This window comes from Devosia limi DSM 17137, assembly GCF_900128975.1.
In the GTDB taxonomy this organism is placed as follows: domain Bacteria; phylum Pseudomonadota; class Alphaproteobacteria; order Rhizobiales; family Devosiaceae; genus Devosia; species Devosia limi.
The window spans coordinates 1-20,470 of the sequence record NZ_FQVC01000013.1; the positions used below are offsets into that span (position 1 = coordinate 1).

Below are 20,470 nucleotides of genomic sequence, written 5' to 3' on the forward strand. Positions count from 1 at the left end.
CCCACCGGCATTCCCCGCACCGACCGTTCGTCGCGACCGCGCAGTAGAAGTGCGGGAATGGGGGTGAGTATGCGGGAGGTGTGGTGGGAGGGGGATAAGTTTTGTGTTTGTCCTGTTCTGCCAACCCTCACCGGGCTGCATGGATGGGGAGATGGAACTGCAGCACCCCCACCCTGACCCTCCCCCTCGAGGGGGAGGGGACGCAGACTGCGGGGGCGGTTTTGGGGGGCGATGACGCCGCAACACACTCGGCGTCACCCCGGCGAAAGCCGGGGGCCAGTTTGGGTGCAGTTAGGAAACTGGATCCCGGCTTTCGCCGGGATGACGGCGGTGGGTGGGCGAAGTGAACTAGCCGTTTTCAAGCCGCTTCACATCCTCGGGGCTCAGCTGGATGTCGAACGCTTTGATGCTGTCGTCCAGTTCCTGCAGGGTGCGGGGGCCGATGAGGGGGACGACGGGGAAGGGCTGGGCCAGGACATAAGCGAGAGCGACATGGATCGGGCTCTTGCCGAGTTTTTTGGCCAGTTCGATGGCGCGGTCGCGGCGGCCGAAATTGGCTTCGGAATACCAGACGCGCACCAGTTCCTCATTGTCGCGCTTGTCGCGGCCGGCCCGGTCGGTGAAGAAGCCGCGGCCCTGGCTGGACCATGCAAAGTTCGGAATCTGGCGGGCCTCGAACCATTCCTTCCACTCTTTGTCCGAGGAGGAAACGCAGCCATCCCAGATCACGTCCTGCATTTCTGCGAGGGCGAAATTGTTGGAGAGGGCGCCGGGCTTCTGCTTGCCGGTGCGTTCGGCATAGGCGATGGCCTCGTCCATGCGCTCGCGCGTCCAGTTGGAGCCGCCAAACGGTCCGCGAATGCGGCCCTTCTTGACCTCGGCATCCATGGCGTCGACGAATTCACCCACCGGTACATCGAGATTGTCGCGGTGCATGAAATAGACGTCGACATAATCGGTCTGCAGGCGATCCAGCGACTGGGTCAACTGCTTGGCGATCATGTCGGGATAGCAGAGCGGGCTATGCGCCCCCTTGCCGATCAGCACCGATTGCTCGCGGGTGCCGCGATTGCGGTGCCATTCGCCGAACAGCTTTTCGGTATAGCCGGCGCCATAGACATAGGCGGTGTCGAACAGATTGCCGCCGGCTTCGAAATAGGCGTCGAGCAGGATGGCGCCGCTGGAGAAGGTGCGGAAATCCTCGAAGCCCAGGGCGGCGACGGAGGTCTTCTGGGTGATGCCGGGGATCTGTTTTTTCGGGATGGCAGTGCCATTGGGACCGAGCTTGCGGCCGGACAGGGTATTGACCCGATTGGCTGAGGTTTCGACGCTGAAGGTGATCCCGGCATCGGCGCGCCACTTGTCGAGCACGCGGGCATTGCCGATGCTGTCGGCCCAGCTCATGCCCGGTGCCGCCAGTTCCTGGCGCTTGGCGAAGATGGCTTCGGCGGCCGCGTCGACCTCGAAGGAATAGACGTGACGCTCCTCGTTGACGCTGATGGTCTCGGTCACGCCGTTCCTGATCACGTCGATCTTGCCCAGGCCCTTGGTGCGGTCGCCGCCGGCGAACCAGAAGTCCGGCACTTCGATGCGGCCTTCCGAGCCGTGGATGCGCAGCACATTGTCGAGATTGATCATCACGGCGCAGGACACCTGGGCGACGATGCCATTCTCGAAGGTGAGGACGGCAGCAGCCCAGTCATCGGTGCCTTCGGCATTGAGCTTGGCGGTGCCGGCGACCTTGATCGGATCGGCGAAGGGCTTGCCGATGGCGGTGCCGGCGATGAAGCGGGCCATCGAGACGGGATAGCCGCCGACGTCGAGAATGCCGCCACCGGCCAGCGCCGAGGCGAACAGGCGATGCTGCGGCTGGAACTTGCCCATGGAGAAACCGAAGCTCGACTGGATCATGCGGACTTCGCCGATGGCGCCGGAGCGAACCAGTTCAGCGATCTTGGCTGCCTGCGGGTGCAGGCGATACATGAAGGCCTCGCCGGCAAAGGTGCCGGCCTTGCGATGGGCGTGGAACACGGCATCGATCTCGAAGGCCGACAGCGCCAGCGGCTTTTCGACCAGCACATGCTTGCCCGCCTCGGCGGCCTTGATCGCCCATTCGGCATGGTAGGGATGGGGCAGGGCGATATAGACGGCATCGACTTCGGGATCGGCGAGCAGCGCCTCATAGCCCTGCACGACGCGGGCGCCGGGGAAGTCGGTGGACAGACCCGGCTTGTTGGGATCGCGGGTGGCGATGGCGACTAGCGTGCCGTGCTTTGAATTGGCAACGCCGCCCTGGAAGGCCTTGGCAATGCTGCCCGGCCCGATAATGCCCCAGCGGATTTTGGTGGAAGTCGACATTGTCAGTGTTCCTCTAGTCGGACGGACCTTGTGGCCCGGGTCGTCATTGACCGTGTTTATGGTTCGCCGGGTCATCCCCGCGCAGGCGGGGATCCATTCTGGTCCCCGAAGAGTGGATTCCCGCCTGCGCGGGAATGACGCTGTGGTTGTTTCGCTACCGGATCCGCTTCCCGGCACTGTCGAACAGGTAGGCCTGCGCGGCGGCGATGGAGACCGAGATCTGGTCGACGCCGATTTCGTGGCGGGACTCCTCGCGCTCGATCACCAGCGCTTCGCCGCCGGCATTGGCATAGACATAGCTTGTCGATCCCAGATGCTCGGCGACATCGACGCGTAGGGAGATGTCGCTATCGCCGGCACCGGGTTCACCGAAGTGCTCAGCCCGCACGCCGAGCGCGACGGCTTCGCCCATGGCGCCACCGCTGACCGGCAGGGTGAGCCGGGTACCCTTGTGGTTGGTGAGCTCGACGGTGACGCCGTTTGCGGCTTTTTCGACGATGGTGCCCGCCAGGAAGTTCATCTTGGGCGAGCCGATGAAGCCGGCGACGAACTGGTTGGCCGGATCGTCATAGAGATCGAGCGGACTGCCGACCTGTTCGATGATCCCGTCGCGCAGCACGACGATGGTATCGGCCAGGGTCATGGCTTCGACCTGATCGTGGGTCACGTAGATGATGGTGGTCTGCAATTCCTTGTGCAGGCGCGCGATTTCGATGCGCATATGCACACGCAGTTCGGCATCGAGGTTCGATAGCGGTTCGTCGAACAGGAACACCTGCGGGTTGCGCACGATGGCGCGGCCGATGGCGACACGCTGGCGCTGGCCGCCGGAGAGTTGCTTGGGATAGCGATCGAGGAGGGGTTCGAGCGCCAGCACGCGGGCGGCATCGCCCACCTGGCGGGCGATCTGGTCCTTGGCGACCCCGGCAAAGCGCAGGGCAAAGCCCATATTCTCGCGCACCGTCATATGCGGGTAGAGCGCATAGGTCTGGAACACCATGGCGATGCCGCGCTTACTCGGATCGACGTCGTTCATCCGCTCGCCGCCGATTTCGAGATCGCCGGCGGTGATGTGTTCAAGCCCGGCAATCATCCGCAACAGGGTGGACTTGCCGCAACCGGAGGGACCGACAAAGACGACGAACTGCTTGCTGGGTACATCGAGATCGACGCCCTTGATGACCTCATGGGCCCCATAGGCTTTGCGCACGCCCCGAAGTTTTACGCTGCTCATGGCAATTGCACCTTATTTGACCGCGCCCAGCATGCCTTCGACGAAGCGACGCTGGAGCAGGAAGAAAATGATGAGGGTGGGCAGGGTGGCGAGAACCGTGCCGAACAGGATCATGCCGTAATCGGGCGTATAGGCCGAGGTCAGCGCCGAAACGATCAAGGTGATGGTCTTGTTCTCGGCGGTCTGCAGCACGATCAGCGGCCACAGGTAATTGTTCCAGTTGGCCATGAAGATGATGATCGTGGCGGCCGCATAGGTCGAGCGCATCACCGGCAGATAGACATAGAGGAAGATCTGCCACTCCTTGAGTCCATCGATCTTGGCGGCGTCGCGCAATTCGCTGGGGAAGGCCTTGGTGGCCTGGCGGAAGTAGAAGATGATGAAGATCGAGGCGACGGTGGGCAGGATTACCGCGACATAGGTGTTCACCAGCTTGGCCTGCGCGAACATCACGAAGAGCGGCACCATCAGCGCCGCGAACGGGATGGAGAGCAGGAGCAGCAGCAGCGCGAAAATGCGCTCGCGCACCTTGGAGCGGAACATCTCGAAACTGTAACCGGCCAGCGACGAGATCGCGAGGGTCAGCACCGTGCCGACAATGGCAATGACGGCCGAGTTCCAGAATACGCGCAGCGCATCGACCTGGGTGAAGAAGGTGGCCGCATTATCGAAGAAGGCAGAGCCGAAGCTCGCCTTGCCCCGGATGATATCGGCGGAGGTATTGGTCGTGCCCACGATCATCCAGAAGAACGGGAAGACCGAAACGAACGCGGCAATCGAGAGCAGCACATAGACCAGCGCGCGGCGGAGCATGGCGAAGGGATTGCCCGAGCGTCTGGTGCCCGCCTGAGCGGAGGCCGCCGCGCCGGCATCGGTTGTGGTCATCGGAGTGGCAGTCATGCGGACCTCCGATCACGCGCGATCAGGAACTGGATGAAGCTCAGAATGCCCACCAGCACCACGATCACCCAGGAGACGGTGGCCGAATAGCCAAAGCTGGGCATGAACTTGAAGGTGAGGTTGTAGATGTAGAGCGACAGGGTCAGCGTGGCGTCGGACGGGCCGCCCTGCGTGATGTTCTGCACTTCATCGAATAGCTGCAGCGTGCCGATAGTAGAGATCACCGTGGTGAACAGGATCACCGGCTTCAGCATCGGTATCGTGAGGTAGCGGAAGCGGGCCCAGGCCGGCACACCGTCAATCCGGGCGGCCTCATAGATCGAGCGGTCGATATTCTGCAACGCCGCCAGGTAGAAGATCATGTTGTAGCCGGTCCAGCGCCAGGTAATGGCGATGATGATCAGGATCTTGGCCCAGAACGGATCGGTCAGCCATGGGATGGGGCCATCCGTCAGGTGCAGCGTCATCAGCGCGTTCTTGACCACGCCATTGGTGGCGAACATCGACTTGAAGAGGGTGGAATAGGCGATCAGCGAGGTGACGCAGGGCAGGAAGATCGCCGTGCGGAACAGGCCGCGAAACCGCAGGGTGCTGTCGTTCAGCGCCACCGCGAACAGCAGAGCCAGCCCGATCATGATCGGGACCTGCACGATGAAGAAGATGAAGGTATTGCCCAGGGCGCGCTGGAACACCGCGTCCTTGGTAAGGCGTTCGATATTGGCGAGGCCGCCAAAGCTCAGGTTCATGCCCTTGCCGACCTGGAAGCTCATCCAGAGCGACCAGACGATCGGGTAGATCATGAAAAGTCCGAGCAGGATCAGGGCAGGGGCAATGAAGGCCCAGCCGGTAATGTGCTCCCTGCGATCAAGTCGCGCCTGTGGCAATTGTCACCCTCCCCGGTGCTGCAACGTCATCACGGCCATTGGGCGCCGGGTGCCGTTGAAGGCACCCGGCCGGGAAACGGGGCGAGACCCGCTTCCGCCCCGCAGATTATTGCATCTGCTGACTGGCCTGATCGTTGATCGCCTGCAGCGCCGCAGTCACGTCGCCGCCCTGGATGATGCCCGGGAGCTGAGCCTTGACGGCGTCATCCACCTCGGCGGTGAAGGTGCCGTAGTCGACGCTGGGGATCTGGCTGAGCCATGTGGAGAAGTCCTGCCAGACCGGCTGGCCCGAGAAGAACGCGTCCGAGGCCTTGTAGGCTTCGCCATCGCGAGCGGCGAGGAGCGAGCCGACAGCACCCTGGTTGACCAGGATCTGCTGATAGAAATCGACATCCGAACCCCAGACGGTCTTGAGGAAGTCGATGGCTTCTTCCTTGTTGTCGGAGGATGCCAGCACGTACCAGCTGGAGCCGCCCTGGTTGGAGGCGTTTACCGAGCCTTCGATATCGAGGCGCGGAACCGGGGCGACGCCCCACAGGCCGGACTGATCGGCATTGGCCTTGATCGTGCCGGTGATCCAGACGCCGACCGGAACCATTGCGGTGTTCCCCGAGGTGAACGAGCCGGTATATTCGGCCCAGCTCGATACCGGATTGACCAGATCGGCCTGGTAGAACTTGGCGTAGGTTTCCAGCGCCTTCTTGAGCGGGGCGTTGTCGATGATGTCGAGGCTCCCGTCCTCGGCGAAATACCACTTGCCGGCCGACTGGATCATCATGCGGATGACGCCGGTATCGTTGAGATCGAGATCGAGCAGCTTGTGGCCGGTCTTTTCCTTCACGGTGGTGCCGATTTCCACCAGGCGGTCCCAGGTGATGTCCTTGAGGTCATCGGCGGTGAAGCCGGCTTGCTCGAGATAATCGGAGCGATAGAACAGGCCGGTCACGCCGGAATCGAAGGGCAGCGAATAGGATTTGCCGTCGAGGGTGGCGGCGGCGACCTTGTACTGGGCAAAGACCGACATATCGATCGTATCGGACAGCGGCTCGAACGCGCCGGGGAACGACTGCAGGTATTTTTGCGCCACGTCATCCTGGATCAGCACGATATCGGGCAGGCCATCGGTGCTGCCGGCCAGCAGCTGGGTCTGCAGCTTGGCGCGGATATCGTCCTGGCTGGCCGAGTCATCGATGATGATGTTGGCACCGGGATTGATCGCGGTGTAGCGGGCGGCAGCCTCCGTCATGGTGGCGCCATTGAAGTTGGGATCCCAGGCCCAAACGGTGACGTCGCCAGCCATGGCGGAGGCCACGCTGAGAAAGCTAACGCCGGTCAAGGCCAGGCCGAGCGCGCGCACACGGCGCGAAACTATGCGGTTCATATAGTCCTCCCTTTTTCATTTGCTCTTATGTTGAGCGCTTCCTAAGCTATCTGACAGGCACATGGCGTCCCTCTCAACCGGTATGCGGAGTTGGCGGAAAGTAAGATGGCAAAAAGCGCATATTACGAGCCCGGCACCAACGGGGTAGAGCGCCTGCCGACTGCGATGACCATGTTCCACGCCTCGCCGCTGCTGATGCGCTCGCCGCACTGGCATGCACAGGTTGAAGTCAATTTTATTGTCCGGGGCTGGGCTCACTACAAGATGAGCGGCCATGAGGTGAAGTTTCGTCAGGGCGAACTCGCCATGTTCTGGGGTGGACTGCCCCATTATCTCGATGATGCATCCGAAGACCTGATCTATGCTGGCGGACATCTGCCATTGGTCCATTTCTTCCGGCTGCGCCTGCCGACCGACGTACAGTCGCGGCTGATGCAGGGGGCGACCCTGGTAACCAGCGACACCGATGCGGCTGATCCGGTCAATTTTGCCCGCTGGAACCAATATGCGCGCTCGGGCGACCCGATGAGGGCCGGCGTCGCGGTCAACGAACTGCTGCTGCGCATCGAGCGGATCCGCTTCGGCGCCTATTCATTGCTGTCGGGGGACAGCGCCAGCTCAGGCGCTCCCGGGATGGACCATCAAACCTCGCCCATCGTGGTGCGGATCTGCGACTATATCGCCGACAATTTCCGCGAGGACATCGATTCCGCCGATATTGCCTGCGCCGCCGACATCCATCCGAAATACGCGATGAACGTGTTCAAGAAATCCACCGGGATGACGATCAATGAATATGTCAACCTGCTGCGGCTGAGCTACGCGCAGGCCTTGCTGATGCTCGATGATGCCAATGTGCTGCATGTGGCGATGGAAAGTGGCTTCGGCTCGCTCAGCGCCTTCAACAAGTCGTTTCGTAAGATTGCCGGCATGTCGCCCAGCGACTTCCGTCGCGATGTGCGCGGGCATCCCAGCATGACCGGCAATGAGCGAGCGCCTCGGGAATTGAGCCACCAATAGGGGGCCAGCGGATGTGGAAGCGGCGTCTGTCTGCCATCGTCGCCGGCGCCGTGATCGTGCTGCTGCTGACGCTGTTGCGGGCGTCCGATCCCTATCCCCTGCGGGTGGCGCGCGAGTCGAGTTTCGATTTTTTCCAGCAGATCCAGTCACGCGAAGCCGTTCAGTTACCCATTCGCATTGTCGATATCGATGAGGCGTCGCTCGCCAGCGTCGGGCAATGGCCGTGGTCGCGGCGCACCATGGCCGAGATTGCCCGGCGGCTGACCGAACTCGGTGCGGCGGTGGTGGCCTTTGACGTGCTGTTTCCGGAGCCGGATCGCCTGTCGCCTTCGGCTATCGTCGCCGGGGGCGAGGACTACGACGCCGAGTTTGCGGCGGCGCTGGCGGCGGGCCCGAGTGTGTTGAGCCTGAGCGAGAATGCCGGTGGCGCGGCGTCCTTGGTGGCGCCCAAGGCCGGGGTGGCGATTACGGGGGTGGACCCGACGGGGCGATTGCCGGTGCTGTCCGGCGCAGCGATGCCATTGCCCTTGTTGGTCGATGCCGCTGCTGGGCTGGGCGTTGCCAGCCTGGGCAGGGACGGCTCCGGCGTCGCGCGACGCCTGCCGCTGCTGTGGTCGACTGATGCTGGATTGATGCCGACACTGGCGGTAGAGGCGCTGCGGGTGGCGCAGGGGGCGTCGACGCTGGTGCTCCTCGGCGACACCATTGGGGCAGGGACGGTCGAGGCCTTGCGCATTGGCGACTTCACCGTGCCGACCGGGCCGAGCGGCGATCTCTGGCTGTATTATCGCCCGCTGCCGCAGGAGATTTACGTGCCGGCGCGCGCCTTGTTGGCGGCCGATTATGCGGCGCTGGCGCCCCAGATTGCCGGACACATCGTCTTTGTCGGCACCTCGGCCAGCGGCTTGCTGGATATCCGCACCAATGCGCTGGGCGATGCGGTGCCGGGGGTGTCCATCCATGTGCAGGCGCTGGAGCAGATGTTGACCGGCCGCTATCTCAACCGCGCCGATTGGGTCGGCGGGCTGGAGGCGGCGGTGTTTGTGGTCACCGGGCTGGCGATCACGCTGGTAATCGTGCTGACCGGACCGCTGATCGGCTTGCTGGTGTCGCTGGTGATTGCGGCGCTGACCGTGGCGGGGAGCTGGCTGGCCTTCTCACAGTTCGGCCTGCTGATCGATCCGAGCTTTGCGCTGCTGGGGGCACTGCTGGTTTATGCGGCGATGGCCTTCTTCCAGTTTGCGGTGACCGATGCCGACAAGCGCCGCATAAGGGGAGCCTTCGCGCATTACGTGGCACCGGCCGTGCTTGCTGAAATCGAGAACAATGCCGACACGCTCAAGCTGGGCGGCGATGTCCGCGAGCTGACGGTGATGTTCTGCGATGTGCGCAATTATTCGGCCATTGCCGAGCGCACCGAGCCGGTCGAACTGGTGCGGCTGCTCAATACGCTGTTTGCGGCGCTCGGCGCAGCGATTACGCGGCATCTCGGCACTATCGACAAGTTCATGGGCGATGCGGTGATGGCATTCTGGAATGCGCCGCTCGATGTCGAGCGGCATGCGCTGCAGGCCTGCATTGCCGCGCTCGACATGCGCGAGGCGCTGCGGGGTTACAACGCGGCCAATGCGCGGCTTGGCGTGGCGCCGGTGCATATCGGTATCGGTATTGCTACCGGTCCAGCGCTGGTGGGCAATATGGGGTTCGAGCAGCGCTTCGATTATTCATGTGTGGGCGACACGGTGAACGTTGCCAGCCGCATCGAGGGTGCTTGCCGGGTGGTTGGCTACGATATTCTGGTGACAGCTGAAACGCGGGCCGCAGCGCCGGAGCTGGCAATGCTGGAAGCCGGGGCCATTGCCCTCAAGGGCATGAGCGAGCGCGAGACGGTTTATCTGCTGGTCGGGCGCGGTGGTCTGGCAGGGTTTGATGCGCTGGCAGCGGCGCATGAGGCGCTGATGGCTGCACTGCGGGCCGGGGACGGGGCGGCCGAATTGGCGCGGTGCCGGGAGGTGGCGGAGGCGGTGGAGCCGGGGCTGGCTGCGTTTTACGCGGCGGTGGAAGGGCGGAGGGAGGATTTCGCCAAGGACTGACTTTGTCTGTCCCACCCACCGTGTTCCCACCACACAAGCCCGCGGGCAGCGCGGTATGGGAGGCAGATCAACTCCGCCAGTGCAGGTCCGGCTCGCTCAGGGTCTGCAATGTCGCGGGATCTTCCCCATCAATCCGCCGAACCAGCAATTGCGTGAGTTCGACACCGGCGGCGAACACATCCTCCCGGATGCTGTCGAGCGTGGGGAACAGGGTGGGCAGGATGTCCGAGGTTTGCTTGTAGATCAGCTGGATATCCCGGCCGAGCTTGAGGCCGCCATCCTGCAGGCCGCCGACCAGCGCGATGGTGCGCATTTCGCTGTCGCAGATGATGCCATCCGGTCGTTTGGGCAAGCGGGCGAGTTCCTCGCCGATGCGGCGGATTTCGTCCGGGCCGGCGCGCGAGGCTATGCTTTCGAGCACGCGGCCTTCAATGCCTAGTTGCGCCGTGGTGCGCTGAAACGCGGTGACGATGTTGTGGTAATTATTGGTGCTGTCATCGCCCACCACCAGCAGGATATCCTTGCAACCCTTGCTCGATAGCCGCTCTACGGCATTGGCGGCAAAGGTCTCGGCGTGGAAATCGTGATAGGCGTGCGGGGTGAAAAACTCGGTGCGGCCGTGGCTGACAAAGGGAAAGCCGGCCTCCATCATCATCTGTACGCGGCGATCGCGCGGGGCAGTGTGGGTGATGATGACGCCATCGGCGGTGCGGTTGTCCAGAATATAGCGGATGGATTCGACCGACTGGATGCCGTCGAACTCGGGCGTCACCGTCAGGTGATAGCGGGTGCCGCGCATGGCCTGGCCGATGCCCTGGATCATATGGCGGGCAAAATCGATGGAATCACCGGCGCCATCCAGCACCAGGGCAATGACATTGGTCTTGCCGGTGCGCAGACGCACGCCAGCGCGGTCCGGCACATAGCCAACCGAACGGGCCGCTTCCTCGACCTTGCGGCGGGTTTCTTCCTTGAGCGTGGTGCCGCCGCGCAGCGACAGCGACACAGTCGACAGGCTCAGCCCGGTCAGGTCCGAGATGGTCTTGAGCGTCGCGCGCCGATGCGTGGCCTGTCCATCCCCGCCGCTTTTCTGTTTGCCTGTGCTCATGGTCGCCTCGATATCCCAGTAGGGACTATCTACACCTTGAGACTCGAATAAAGAATATGCACGGTTTGTGACGATGCGGAAAATGACATCGCGTTTAGGCTGAATCTCTAAGATATTGATAAATATAGATTAAATCTGACGATGGCTGGCCGCAGCTACCGTGCAGCAGTCGCGGATTGAATCCATGTGTGCAACGCCGGCCCGGCCGGCGCTGCGCTGATCAGAGGCTCGGAATGGCGGCAGGCCGCAGCGAGCGCTTCTGCGCTGCAATGCGGAATGGCGCATTGACCGCACCGTAACCGGCATAGAGGCCACGCCGCTCGACGATCTCGAAGAAGAAACCCTCGCCCAGATTGGTCGAATAGAGCTGGAAGAACTCGCCGCCCTCATCGCGGTCGTAAAGGATATTGGCCGCGCGCAGCCGCTCGATGAAATCGGCATCCAGCCCCAGCCGCGCAGCGAGATCCTCGTAATAGTTCTGTGAAATCTGCAGCGAGGGCAGTTTGTTGCGGGCCAGTGCCTTGGCCGATTTGAAGATGTCATCGCTGGCAAAGGCCAGATGCTGGACGCTGGAGCCGAAGGTTTCGGCAATGAAGCGGCCCGCCAGCGTGCGGTGGCTTTCAGCGCCATTGATGGTGAGCCGGAGCGTGCCATCCGGATTGGAAATCACCTGGCTGCGCACCAGCCCGGACGGATCCACCACATCGACCATCGGGCTTTTGTCGGCGACAAAGATCGAGCGATAGAACAGGATCCAGGTCAGCATTTCCTCGTAGTTCATCGTCTGCGCGACGTGGTCGATGCGGCGCAGTCCGGCATCGGCCAGCGCTTCGTCATCGGCAGCCGCGTCGAACTCGATATCCCAGACGCGGCCCAGCGCACTGGTCTCGTCGAGGAAGTAGATCACCCCGCCACCAACGCCGCGAATGGCGGGGATGGCCAGCTCATCCGGGCCCACCCGCTGGCTGAACACCTGCGCGCCAAGGGCGCGGGCGCGCTCGACAGTCGCCGCCGCGTTGTCGACCAGCATGCCGATGGCATAGGCGGAGGTGCCGTGGGTCAGGTAGGAGGCGTGGGCGAGCCCCTCGCGGTCGGTATTGATGACGATATTGATATCGCCCTGCGCGAAACGTTCGACGCTTTTGCTGCGGTGGCGGCCGGTGCGCTTGAAGCCCAGCTGGCGCAGCAACGCGGCCAGTTGCAGCGCCTCGGCCTCGTCGGCTGCGAACTCGACAAAGGCGATCCCATGCACATCGACCCGCGGCGGCAGTACCGGCACCGGGATGGCAATGCCCGGCTCAAGGCGGGCCACCTGGTCCATCAGATAGACCAGCGAGCGGTGGCCATCGGCAGCGATAGTGCGGGGCGAGCCGGAGCGGAACTGGTCGTTGAACACTTCCAGCGACAGCGGACCGACATAGCCGGTGGCAGCGACGGCGCGCATGAAATCGGTAACCGGCAGGTCACCTTCGCCCGGCATGTTGCGGTAATGGCGGCTCCAGGACAGCAGGTCCATATCCATTTTCGGCGCATCGGCCAGCTGCACGATGAAGATGCGATCGCCCGGAATGGCCCGGATCGACGCGACATCGATGCCCCGCGACAGGGTGTGGAAGCTGTCGAGAATGATGCCGACATTGGGATGATCGGCGCGGCGCACGATCTCCCAGGCGTCTCGGTGGTCGTTGATGTGACGGCCCCAGGCCAAAGCCTCATAGCCGACCCGGAGGGAGCGCCTGGCGGCGCGTTCGCCCAATTCGCGGAAATCGGCAGCCGCGCGATCTATACCCCCAAGCGCCAGTGGCGACACGGTGGAGCAGACCAGCACCAGCGAGGTGCCCAGCTCGCCCATCAGGTCGAACTTGCGCTCGGCCCGGTCAAATGCCAGCGCCCGCTGCGGCTCCGGCAGGCCCTCGAAATCGCGAAACGGCTGAAACAGGGTGATTTCCAGCCCGAGGTCCCGCACCATATCAGCGACTTCGCGCGGTGAGCGATCATATGCCAGGAAGTCATTCTCGAAGATTTCGACGCCATCGAACCCGGCGGCGGCAATGGCCTCCAGCTTCTCCCGCAAATCGCCGCTGATCGAAACGGTGGCAATCGATGTTTTCATGAATGGTCCTCCAACCGCTCCCCGAACGAAAGAGTACGAACTAGTTAGTACATTTGCAATGGGCAGGTTTTGGGATGGGGGGAGGTGGGGGCGCGGGGAGCCGGAACGCAGGAGGAGGGCGGGCGGCGGGCGGCGGGCGGCAGGGAGCCGGAGGCAGGTGGGTGGAAGACAACGCGGCGGTGGGGCGGGAGGATGGCAGGTGAGGGGCGGAACTGGCAGCTGGTGGGAGGGGCGGGTTGGGCGACGCGTGACCGGAGATGAGGGCCTGGGGCCGCGACGGGCAGTCAGGAAGAATGGATTCCCGCCTGCGCGGGAATGACCCGGTGGGGGGCTACGTGGCTTGTGGGTGGTAGGGCGCGGTGGACGCGAGTGGTGTCGGGCGCGAACGAGAGGACAGGGGTGTATGACCGGAATGGACGTGCCTTCGTGGCAGTGGAAGCTCGTCGGACTGTGCGAGCATTTCATTCCACGGAGTCATTCCCGCGCAGGCGGGAATCCACTCTTGGGTGTTGAGCGTAGGGCGCATGGCGGGTTGGGCGGCACTTGCTGGGCGGTCGGCCCGGGGCCGCGGCGGGCAGTCAGGAAGAATGGATTCCCGCCTGCGCGGGAATGACCCGGTGGGGCAACGTGGCTTGTGGGGGGGGCGCGGCGGACGCGAGAGGGTGGCGAGGCACGAGTGAGAGGACAGTGGACAGGACGGAGATTGGGCGGCGACTTCGCGTTAACAGGAGCTGGTCCGGCTCTGCGGGCATTTCATTCCACGGAGTCATTCCCGCGCAGGCGGGAATCCATTCTTCGAGCCGCGGCGTAGGGCCAATCGTTGATTTGCCTCAAATCCCAAAAGGCCGATAATGCTGGCAATGCCGCTCGTTGACCGGCGCGGGCTGGTGGCTGGTCGGCTGAGGAGTTCAATGAAGGAGAGTGCTCGTGCCCGTTGCATCGAACCGATCCAGAGTGACGCTTATCGGCCTGGTATTGGGTCTCGGCCTGGCCTTGCCCGCCTGGGCGCATCATGGGTGGTCCTGGACCGATACCGGCTTCTTCCAGCTCGAAGGCGTCATCGCCGACATCTATATCGGTAACCCGCACGCTACGCTTGATGTCGACGTTGAAGGCACCATCTGGCGAGTGGAGTTGGCGCCGCCGGGGCCGACCATGGCGGCCGGGTTTACCGAGGATGTGGCCAGTGTGGGTGACGAGGTGACAGCCATCGGCAACCGCTCGGCCGATCCCAGTGAGGCGAGGATGAAGGCCGTTCGCCTCATCATCGGCGAAGCGACCTATGATGTTTATCCGTCGCGAGCCGATGCGATTTGATCGGGCTGCTGGAAGCTCTTGAGGCCTCGGCGCCAGCGAGTTTCCTGCGTGGATCCTTCATCGTCTATCCGCTGGTCAACGCCCTGCATATCCTGGCGATCGGAGCGCTGCTGACCTGTGCGCTGCTGATGGATCTGGCGATATTGGGCATTGGCCGGCGCCTGCCGGCTGCGGCGGCTGTTCGCTATCTGCGGCCGGTGGCGATATTGGCTTTGCTGGTTGCTGTGCTGAGCGGCGCGCTGCTGTTTTCGGTGCAGCCGCTCGACTATGTCGGCAATCCGGCGTTTCGCCTGAAATTGCTGCTGCTTGCCGTGGCGCTGCTCAACGCCGGGGTGTTTGTCCTGCTGCAGGGACGACTGAGTCCCAACCGCGCACCCATGCGGGTCCTGGCGCTGGCTTCGCTGCTGCTCTGGCCCAGCGTGCTGGTCGCCGGGCGCTTTATCGGTTTTCTGGGCTAGAGCGCGGCGAGCTTTTCCGGCCGCAATACATAGCGCAGGACCATGTCGACGGCATTGCTGCGCAGGGTTTCCTGCATTTGCGACGAGCCAAAATCCTTGCCGAAGATCTTGGAGAAGGTCGCGCGGTTGGAGACGTTGAAGAAACAGAGCGCGCTGATCTGCCAGTGGACTTCCAGCGGATCGAGGCCTTCGCGGAACAGCCCTTCGGCGAGCCCCTTGGCATAGAGCGTGCCGATATGGCCGATGGCGGTGACGTTGAGGTCGCGGATCACTTCGGAGCGTGCCAGATATTCGCCGTGATGGATATTCTCCACCATCACCATGCGGATGAAGTCCTCATGCTGGTGGTGGTGGTCAAAGGTGAACTCGACGAGGCGCTTGAGGGCTTCGAGCGGCGGCAGGCCATTGATGTCGAGCTTGGCTTCGCCTTCGCGCACCTGGCGATAGGCGTTCTCGAGGGCGCTCAGATAAAGGCCCTCCTTGTCGCCGAAATAATAGTAGATCATGCGCTTGCTGGCGCGGGTCTTGGCGGCGATTTCGTCGATGCGGGCCCCCGACAGGCCATTGAGCGCGAATTCCTGCGAGGCGACTTCGATGATGTTCTGGCGCGTGCCCTCAGGGTCCTGCGCCCGGGTCTGGGTGCCGTCTGGCCGGGTTTTGCGTGTTGTCGAAATGGCCATGCCGCTCAGTCGCCTTCCCTATTCCGTCCGGCAATTGACTAAACTAACCAGTTCGTACATTGTGCCGAAAATCGCCGTTCGTCATTTATCGGGTGCCGGGCGGGAAAGACAAGGGCGGTCCTGGCTTTGTGCCGAAAACCGCCTCCCGACGAGGAGATCCTGGTTTTGCTGCTCACCGACGCCGTCCACGGCGCGCTCCAGGCAATGCTGCGGCACGACGCATCCAGTCCAGCACAGAAGCGGATCGCCGTCGGCCTGCTCGGCCGCGGGATCACTGAATCGCTGTCCCCGGTCATGCACGAGCAGGAGGGCAGGCGGCTTGGCCTCGCCTACACCTATCATCTCATCGATTTCGACCAATTGGGCCTCGCCGACGCGCAATTGCCCGCGGTGCTGGATGCGGCGCGGCGGCTTGGTTTTGCCGGTTGCAATGTGACCTATCCGTTCAAGCAGACCGTGTTGCCGCTGCTCACTGTGCTGTCGCCAGAGGCGGCGGGGATCGGCGCGGTCAATAGTGTGGTGTTTACCAATGGGCGCAGCACCGGCCACAATACCGATTGCTGGGGCTTTGCCGAGAGTTTCCGGCTGGGGCTGGGCGCTGTGCCGATGTCGCGGGTGCTGCAAATCGGCTCGGGCGGCGCGGGCGCAGCAGTCGCGGTAGCGCTGCTGCAACTGGGTGTCGGTGCGCTGGATGTTTTTGATACCGAGCCGGAGCGGGCCCGCCAATTGGCGGAGCGGCTGCGCGGGCGCTTTGCCGTCGATGTGAATGCGGTCGATGAACCCAGCGCGGCCGTGTCGTCCGCTTCGGGCGTGGTCAATGCCACGCCGGTGGGTATGGATAAATATCCCGGCACGCCGATTGATCCGGCCTTGCTGGAGGCACGGCAATGGGTGGCCGATGTGGTGTATTTCCCCCGTGAGACGGCGCTGATCCAGCAGGCGCGGGCGCGTGGCTGTCGTGTATTGCCGGGTGGGGGCATGGCAGTTTATCAGGCCGTTCGGGCCTTCGAGCTGTTTTCCGGCATTCGACCGGACGGGGCAGCGATGACCGCCACTTTCCGCCATGCCGCCGGTGTCTGAGCTAGATGCGCCCAGTGCCGAGCACATGCTCGACGCCGCTATTGATATGGGTGGTCAGCTTTGTCAGCGCGCCATCGAAGTCACGGCCTAGCGCCAGCTCGAACAGCGCCTGATGGTCCTCGGACACGGCTTTGCCACGGAAACTGACGGCCAGCATGTGATAGCGCATGAAGCGGTCGAACACCGAAGCGTGCAGGTCGAGCAGGGTGCGCGAGCCGCAGGCGGAGATCAGCGCATTGTGGAAGCTGAAGTCGTAGCGCACCCAATCGGCGGTGCGTTCGACTTCACCGGCCAGCAATTGCCGCTCGACCACGGCCAGCTTGTGATGGGCGGCAACAACGCGGCCCTCCCATTCCAGATCGCCGCCCTGCAGCGACAATTGCAGGGCGTGGCCTTCGAGCAGCAGGCGCAGATCGGCAATCTCGCGCAGATTGGTGGCGGTGGCGGGGCTGACCTCGAAGCCGCGCTGCCCCTCGGCGACGACAAGGTCTTCGCTGGCGAGACGGTTGAGAATCTCGCGCAGGGTGCTGACGCTGACGCCATAGCGGGTCTTGAGCGCATCGAGCCGCAGCTTTTCCAGTGGCTTGAGCCGACCGCAGACAATGTCAGTGCGAATCTGGCGAAACGCCACTTCGCCAACGCCATCTTCGACAACGGCTTCGAGTTTCTTGCTCATGGGCACTCCTTGCTCAAGGCATATCGGGCACGCTCAGTTTCGTCAAAGCGTTTCGGTTATGTATGAGATAACAAAAAATATATGACAAACGGCGGTGCCACCAATACAGTCCGGGTCAAGGTGAACCAAAACCGGATTGACTTGAACGAACTATTTCGTACATTTGCGTGACGGGCGGAAACAGGGCGAATTGCCTGGCCGCGTATCGAGGAGAGCCTGCGATTGGCGGGTACGGGCGAGGGCCCATTGGGAGGACAGACATGACAATCAATTTGACGCGTCGGGCGCTGATGATCGGTGGGCTGATGCTTGCCGTGGCAGTGCCAACATTCGCACAGGACAAGCCGGTGCTGCGCTTCTCGGCGGTCTTCTCGGAGCAGGATATCCGCGCCGAGATGATGGGGATGTTCGCCGACCAGATCGGCGAGGATTTCACGCTCGAGCCCTATTACGGCGGCAACCTGTTCAAGCAGGGTACCGAACTGGTGGCGCTGCAGCGCGGCAATCTGGAAATGGGCAATATCGCGCCCCAGGACGTCTCCAACCAGATCCCTGCATGGTCGGTGTTGACCTCGGCCTATCTGTTCCGCGATGCGGCGCATCTGCGCAAGTTCTTCGACAGCGAAGTCGGCGCTGAATTCAAGACGATGGCGCAGGATCAGCTGGGCATCCACATCCTGGGGCCGACCTATTTCGGTGCCCGCCAGGTGGGCCTGCGCATCGACAAGGAAATCAAGACTCCCGAGGATATGTCCGGCGTCAAGCTGCGCATGCCGGGCGGCGATGCCTGGCAGTTCCTCGGCACCGCCATCGGCGCCAACCCGACGCCAATGGCATATGCCGAAGTCTATACCGGCCTGCAGACCGGCGCGATCGACGGCCAGGACAATCCGCTGCCCAACGTCGAGAACATGAAGTTCTACGAAGTCATGTCGCAGATCGTGCTGACCTCCCATCTGGTGGGCTATGATCTGCTGGTCATCTCCAGCAAGGCCTGGGATGCGATGACGCCCGAGCAGCAGGCCGAAGTGCAGGCTGCAGCCGATGAGGCGATCAATTTCAGCCAGCAGGCCCATCTGGATCGCGAGGCCGCCCTGGTGGAACAGTTCAAGAGCGCCGGGCTCAAGGTCTATGAACCCGACCTGGCCGCCTTCCGCGCCTTTGCCCAGCAGAAATACCTCGAATCCGATCTGGCGGCCGATTGGCCTGAAGGCGTGATCGACCGTATCAACGCGCTCTAGCGCGAACTCGGCAGGCGAGGGCGCGCTGGCGCTCTCGCCTCTGCTTCTGCCAAATGCTGCGGGCAGCGTGTAGCGCTGCAGGCCAGCGCGTGGAGAACCCCAATGCCCCAACGACTTGTTGCGATCGGCCGCTGGCTGCATGCCCGCGCCGAGAACCTGCTGGCCGCCATGCTGGCCGTCATGTTCGCCGTCTTCATCCTCCAGATATTCTTCCGCTACGTCATCAACCTGCCGATCGGCTGGACGCATGAAATCAGCGTCATGATGTGGCTGTGGATGGTGCTGTTCGGCACTGCCTTCGTGGTGCGCGACAGCGAGGAAATCCGCTTCGATATTTTCTATGGCTCGGTGAGCGATCCGGTACGCCGCGTCATGGTGGTGATCTCTGCGGTGACGCTGATCTTCCTGTTCAGCGTCTCGCTGCCGGCCGTCATCGACTATGTCATGTTCATGAAGGTCGAAAAGACAGCCTATCTCAAGATCCGCTTCGACTACCTCTATTCCATCTATGCCGTGTTCGCCGTGGCGATGATCATTCGCCAGTTCTGGCTCGGCTGTCAGGCCATCTGGGGCAAGGGCTCCGATGGCATTGACCCAACCAGGTCGGGCTCCGGAATATGACTGTTTCCACGCCATTTTCGATCGCACTGATTGTCATCACCGCGCTGGCTTTCCTCGGCCTGCCGATGGGCCTGTCGATGCTGTGTGGCTCGATCCTCTATCTGCTGCTGGCCGGGCAGGACATGGGGATCGTCGCCGAGCAGTTCCTCAACGGCATGTATTCCAATTACATCATGCTGGCGGTGCCGCTGTTCATCCTGGCCGCCGAGATCATGAATTCAGGCTCGCTGTCCGAACGCCTGCTGCGCTGGTGCGACGCTGTCGTAGGGCGCTTCCGGGGCGGTTTGGCGCAGGTCAATGTGCTGCAATCCATCGTCTTTGCCGGCATGTCCGGCTCCGCCGTTGCCGACGCGGCCGGCAGCGGCAAGATGATGCAGCACATGATGACCAAGGACGGGAAGTACACGCCGAGCTATGCGGCAGCGCTCACTGCAGTCACCGCGGTGATCGGGCCAATCATTCCGCCCTCCATTCCCATGGTGCTCTACGCGCTCGTGGCCGATACCTCGATTGGCTATCTGTTCCTGGCCGGGGTAGTTCCGGGCCTGCTGATGGCCGGCATGATGATGGCGCTGATTGCCGTCACCGCCCGGATCAAGAATTTCCCGGTCGAGCCGCCAGTGCCGCTGCGCCAATTACCGAAAATGACCTGGCAGGCGCTGCCCGTGCTGATGATGCCGGTCGTGCTGATGGTGGGCATCTATGGCGGCATCACTACGCCCACCGAGGCGGCGGCCGTGGCTGCCTTCTATGCGCTGATCGTCTCAATCGTCGTCTATCGCAGCGTCAATGCCCGCGAATTCTATGCCTCGCTGCTGACATCGGCCAAGACCACGGCCACCATCGGTATGCTGATCGCCGGGGCTCTGGTGTTCAACTATGTGGTGACGGTGGAGAACATCCCCCGCACCATCAGCACCCTCCTGGTGGGTTGGAACCTCGATCCGATCACCTTCCTGATCATCGTCAACATCATGCTGCTGATCCTGGGCTGCCTGCTGGAGGGCACCACAATCCTGCTGGTGATCGTGCCGGTGCTTATTCCGGCGGCAGAGGCGCTCGGCATCGACATGGTGCATTTCGGCATCGTCGTGGTCGTCAACATCATGCTGGGGCTGATTACCCCGCCTTACGGCATGCTGCTCTTCATCATGACCAAGATATCGGGCGCGCCGATGCGACACCTCGTCTCCGACGTGATGCCGTTCCTGATCGGCCTTCTGGTGGCGCTGATCGTCTTCACCTTTGTGCCCGCGACCGTGCTGTGGTTGCCGCGCATGTTTGGCTACGCGGGTTAGGGGCAAGA

The 20,470-nt window shown here is 62.8% G+C and carries 17 protein-coding genes; 8 read left to right on the forward strand and 9 right to left on the reverse strand.

The window, feature by feature from the left end; all coding sequences use genetic code 11:
* Positions 1-348: 348 nt before the first annotated feature.
* The 5 genes from BUA69_RS17025 to BUA69_RS17045 form a co-directional block, all read right to left on the reverse strand.
* The gene (locus BUA69_RS17025) at positions 349-2,358 is read right to left on the reverse strand and encodes an aldo/keto reductase (protein ID WP_072866608.1); all 2,010 of its coding nucleotides are present in this window, start codon (positions 2,356-2,358) and stop codon (positions 349-351) included.
* Positions 2,359-2,512: 154 nt separating this feature from the next.
* Complete coding sequence (locus BUA69_RS17030; RefSeq protein WP_046133895.1) at positions 2,513-3,592, reverse strand: ABC transporter ATP-binding protein; 1,080 nt, start codon at positions 3,590-3,592, stop codon at positions 2,513-2,515.
* A gap of 12 nt (positions 3,593-3,604) precedes the next feature.
* Positions 3,605-4,405 carry a carbohydrate ABC transporter permease gene (locus BUA69_RS17035; RefSeq protein ID WP_046133896.1) on the reverse strand — a complete coding sequence of 267 codons (801 nt, stop codon included), beginning with the start codon at positions 4,403-4,405 and terminating at the stop codon, positions 3,605-3,607.
* 83 nt (positions 4,406-4,488) lie between these two features.
* A complete protein-coding gene (locus BUA69_RS17040) occupies positions 4,489-5,376 on the reverse strand; it encodes a carbohydrate ABC transporter permease (RefSeq protein ID WP_046133894.1) in 888 nt (295 codons plus the stop codon).
* A 106-nt stretch (positions 5,377-5,482) separates the two neighbouring features.
* A complete protein-coding gene (locus BUA69_RS17045) occupies positions 5,483-6,757 on the reverse strand; it encodes an ABC transporter substrate-binding protein (protein WP_046133893.1) in 1,275 nt (424 codons plus the stop codon).
* Between the two features lie 105 nt (positions 6,758-6,862).
* Between BUA69_RS17045 and BUA69_RS17050 the strand changes: the two genes are divergently transcribed.
* Both BUA69_RS17050 and BUA69_RS17055 read left to right on the forward strand, forming a co-directional pair.
* A complete protein-coding gene (locus BUA69_RS17050) occupies positions 6,863-7,777 on the forward strand; it encodes a helix-turn-helix domain-containing protein (protein WP_046133892.1) in 915 nt (304 codons plus the stop codon).
* Between the two features lie 11 nt (positions 7,778-7,788).
* A complete protein-coding gene (locus tag BUA69_RS17055) occupies positions 7,789-9,870 on the forward strand; it encodes a CHASE2 domain-containing protein (RefSeq protein ID WP_046133891.1) in 2,082 nt (693 codons plus the stop codon).
* Positions 9,871-9,937: 67 nt separating this feature from the next.
* Here BUA69_RS17055 and BUA69_RS17060 read toward each other — a convergent pair whose 3' ends face one another.
* Together BUA69_RS17060 and BUA69_RS17065 are read right to left on the reverse strand one after the other, a co-directional pair.
* Positions 9,938-10,978 carry a LacI family transcriptional regulator gene (locus BUA69_RS17060; protein WP_046133890.1) on the reverse strand — a complete coding sequence of 347 codons (1,041 nt, stop codon included), beginning with the start codon at positions 10,976-10,978 and terminating at the stop codon, positions 9,938-9,940.
* A 220-nt stretch (positions 10,979-11,198) separates the two neighbouring features.
* The gene (locus BUA69_RS17065; protein WP_046133889.1) at positions 11,199-13,091 is read right to left on the reverse strand and encodes a bifunctional sugar phosphate isomerase/epimerase/4-hydroxyphenylpyruvate dioxygenase family protein; all 1,893 of its coding nucleotides are present in this window, start codon (positions 13,089-13,091) and stop codon (positions 11,199-11,201) included.
* A gap of 954 nt (positions 13,092-14,045) precedes the next feature.
* On the opposite strand from BUA69_RS17065, the gene BUA69_RS17070 reads away from it, so the two are divergent.
* Together BUA69_RS17070 and BUA69_RS17075 are read left to right on the forward strand one after the other, a co-directional pair.
* The gene (locus tag BUA69_RS17070) at positions 14,046-14,408 is read left to right on the forward strand and encodes a DUF6152 family protein (RefSeq protein ID WP_425283931.1); all 363 of its coding nucleotides are present in this window, start codon (positions 14,046-14,048) and stop codon (positions 14,406-14,408) included.
* A complete protein-coding gene (locus BUA69_RS17075; RefSeq protein WP_046134711.1) occupies positions 14,405-14,866 on the forward strand; it encodes a hypothetical protein in 462 nt (153 codons plus the stop codon). The genes BUA69_RS17070 and BUA69_RS17075 overlap by 4 nt, the downstream gene beginning before the upstream one ends.
* Here BUA69_RS17075 and BUA69_RS17080 read toward each other — a convergent pair.
* The gene (locus BUA69_RS17080; protein ID WP_046134710.1) at positions 14,863-15,546 is read right to left on the reverse strand and encodes a TetR/AcrR family transcriptional regulator; all 684 of its coding nucleotides are present in this window, start codon (positions 15,544-15,546) and stop codon (positions 14,863-14,865) included. The two genes, BUA69_RS17075 and BUA69_RS17080, sit on opposite strands and share 4 nt — an antisense overlap.
* A 165-nt stretch (positions 15,547-15,711) precedes the next feature.
* On the opposite strand from BUA69_RS17080, the gene BUA69_RS17085 reads away from it, so the two are divergent.
* Entirely contained in the window at positions 15,712-16,626 is a 915-nt protein-coding gene (locus BUA69_RS17085; protein ID WP_342020348.1) for a shikimate dehydrogenase, read from the forward strand.
* Position 16,627: 1 nt separating this feature from the next.
* On the opposite strand, the gene BUA69_RS17090 is transcribed toward BUA69_RS17085, so the two are convergent.
* The gene (locus BUA69_RS17090) at positions 16,628-17,302 is read right to left on the reverse strand and encodes a GntR family transcriptional regulator (protein WP_046134709.1); all 675 of its coding nucleotides are present in this window, start codon (positions 17,300-17,302) and stop codon (positions 16,628-16,630) included.
* 260 nt (positions 17,303-17,562) lie between these two features.
* On the opposite strand from BUA69_RS17090, the gene dctP reads away from it, so the two are divergent.
* The 3 genes from dctP to BUA69_RS17105 all read left to right on the forward strand — a co-directional run bounded on the left by dctP (position 17,563) and on the right by BUA69_RS17105 (position 20,462).
* A complete protein-coding gene (gene dctP / locus BUA69_RS17095) occupies positions 17,563-18,543 on the forward strand; it encodes a TRAP transporter substrate-binding protein DctP (RefSeq protein WP_046134708.1) in 981 nt (326 codons plus the stop codon).
* 102 nt (positions 18,544-18,645) lie between these two features.
* Positions 18,646-19,164, forward strand: a complete 519-nt coding sequence (locus tag BUA69_RS17100) for a TRAP transporter small permease (RefSeq protein ID WP_046134707.1) — start codon at positions 18,646-18,648, stop codon at positions 19,162-19,164.
* Positions 19,161-20,462, forward strand: coding sequence for a TRAP transporter large permease (locus BUA69_RS17105; protein WP_046134706.1), 1,302 nt, complete (start codon positions 19,161-19,163; stop codon positions 20,460-20,462). The genes BUA69_RS17100 and BUA69_RS17105 overlap by 4 nt, the downstream gene beginning before the upstream one ends.
* Positions 20,463-20,470 lie beyond the last annotated feature (8 nt).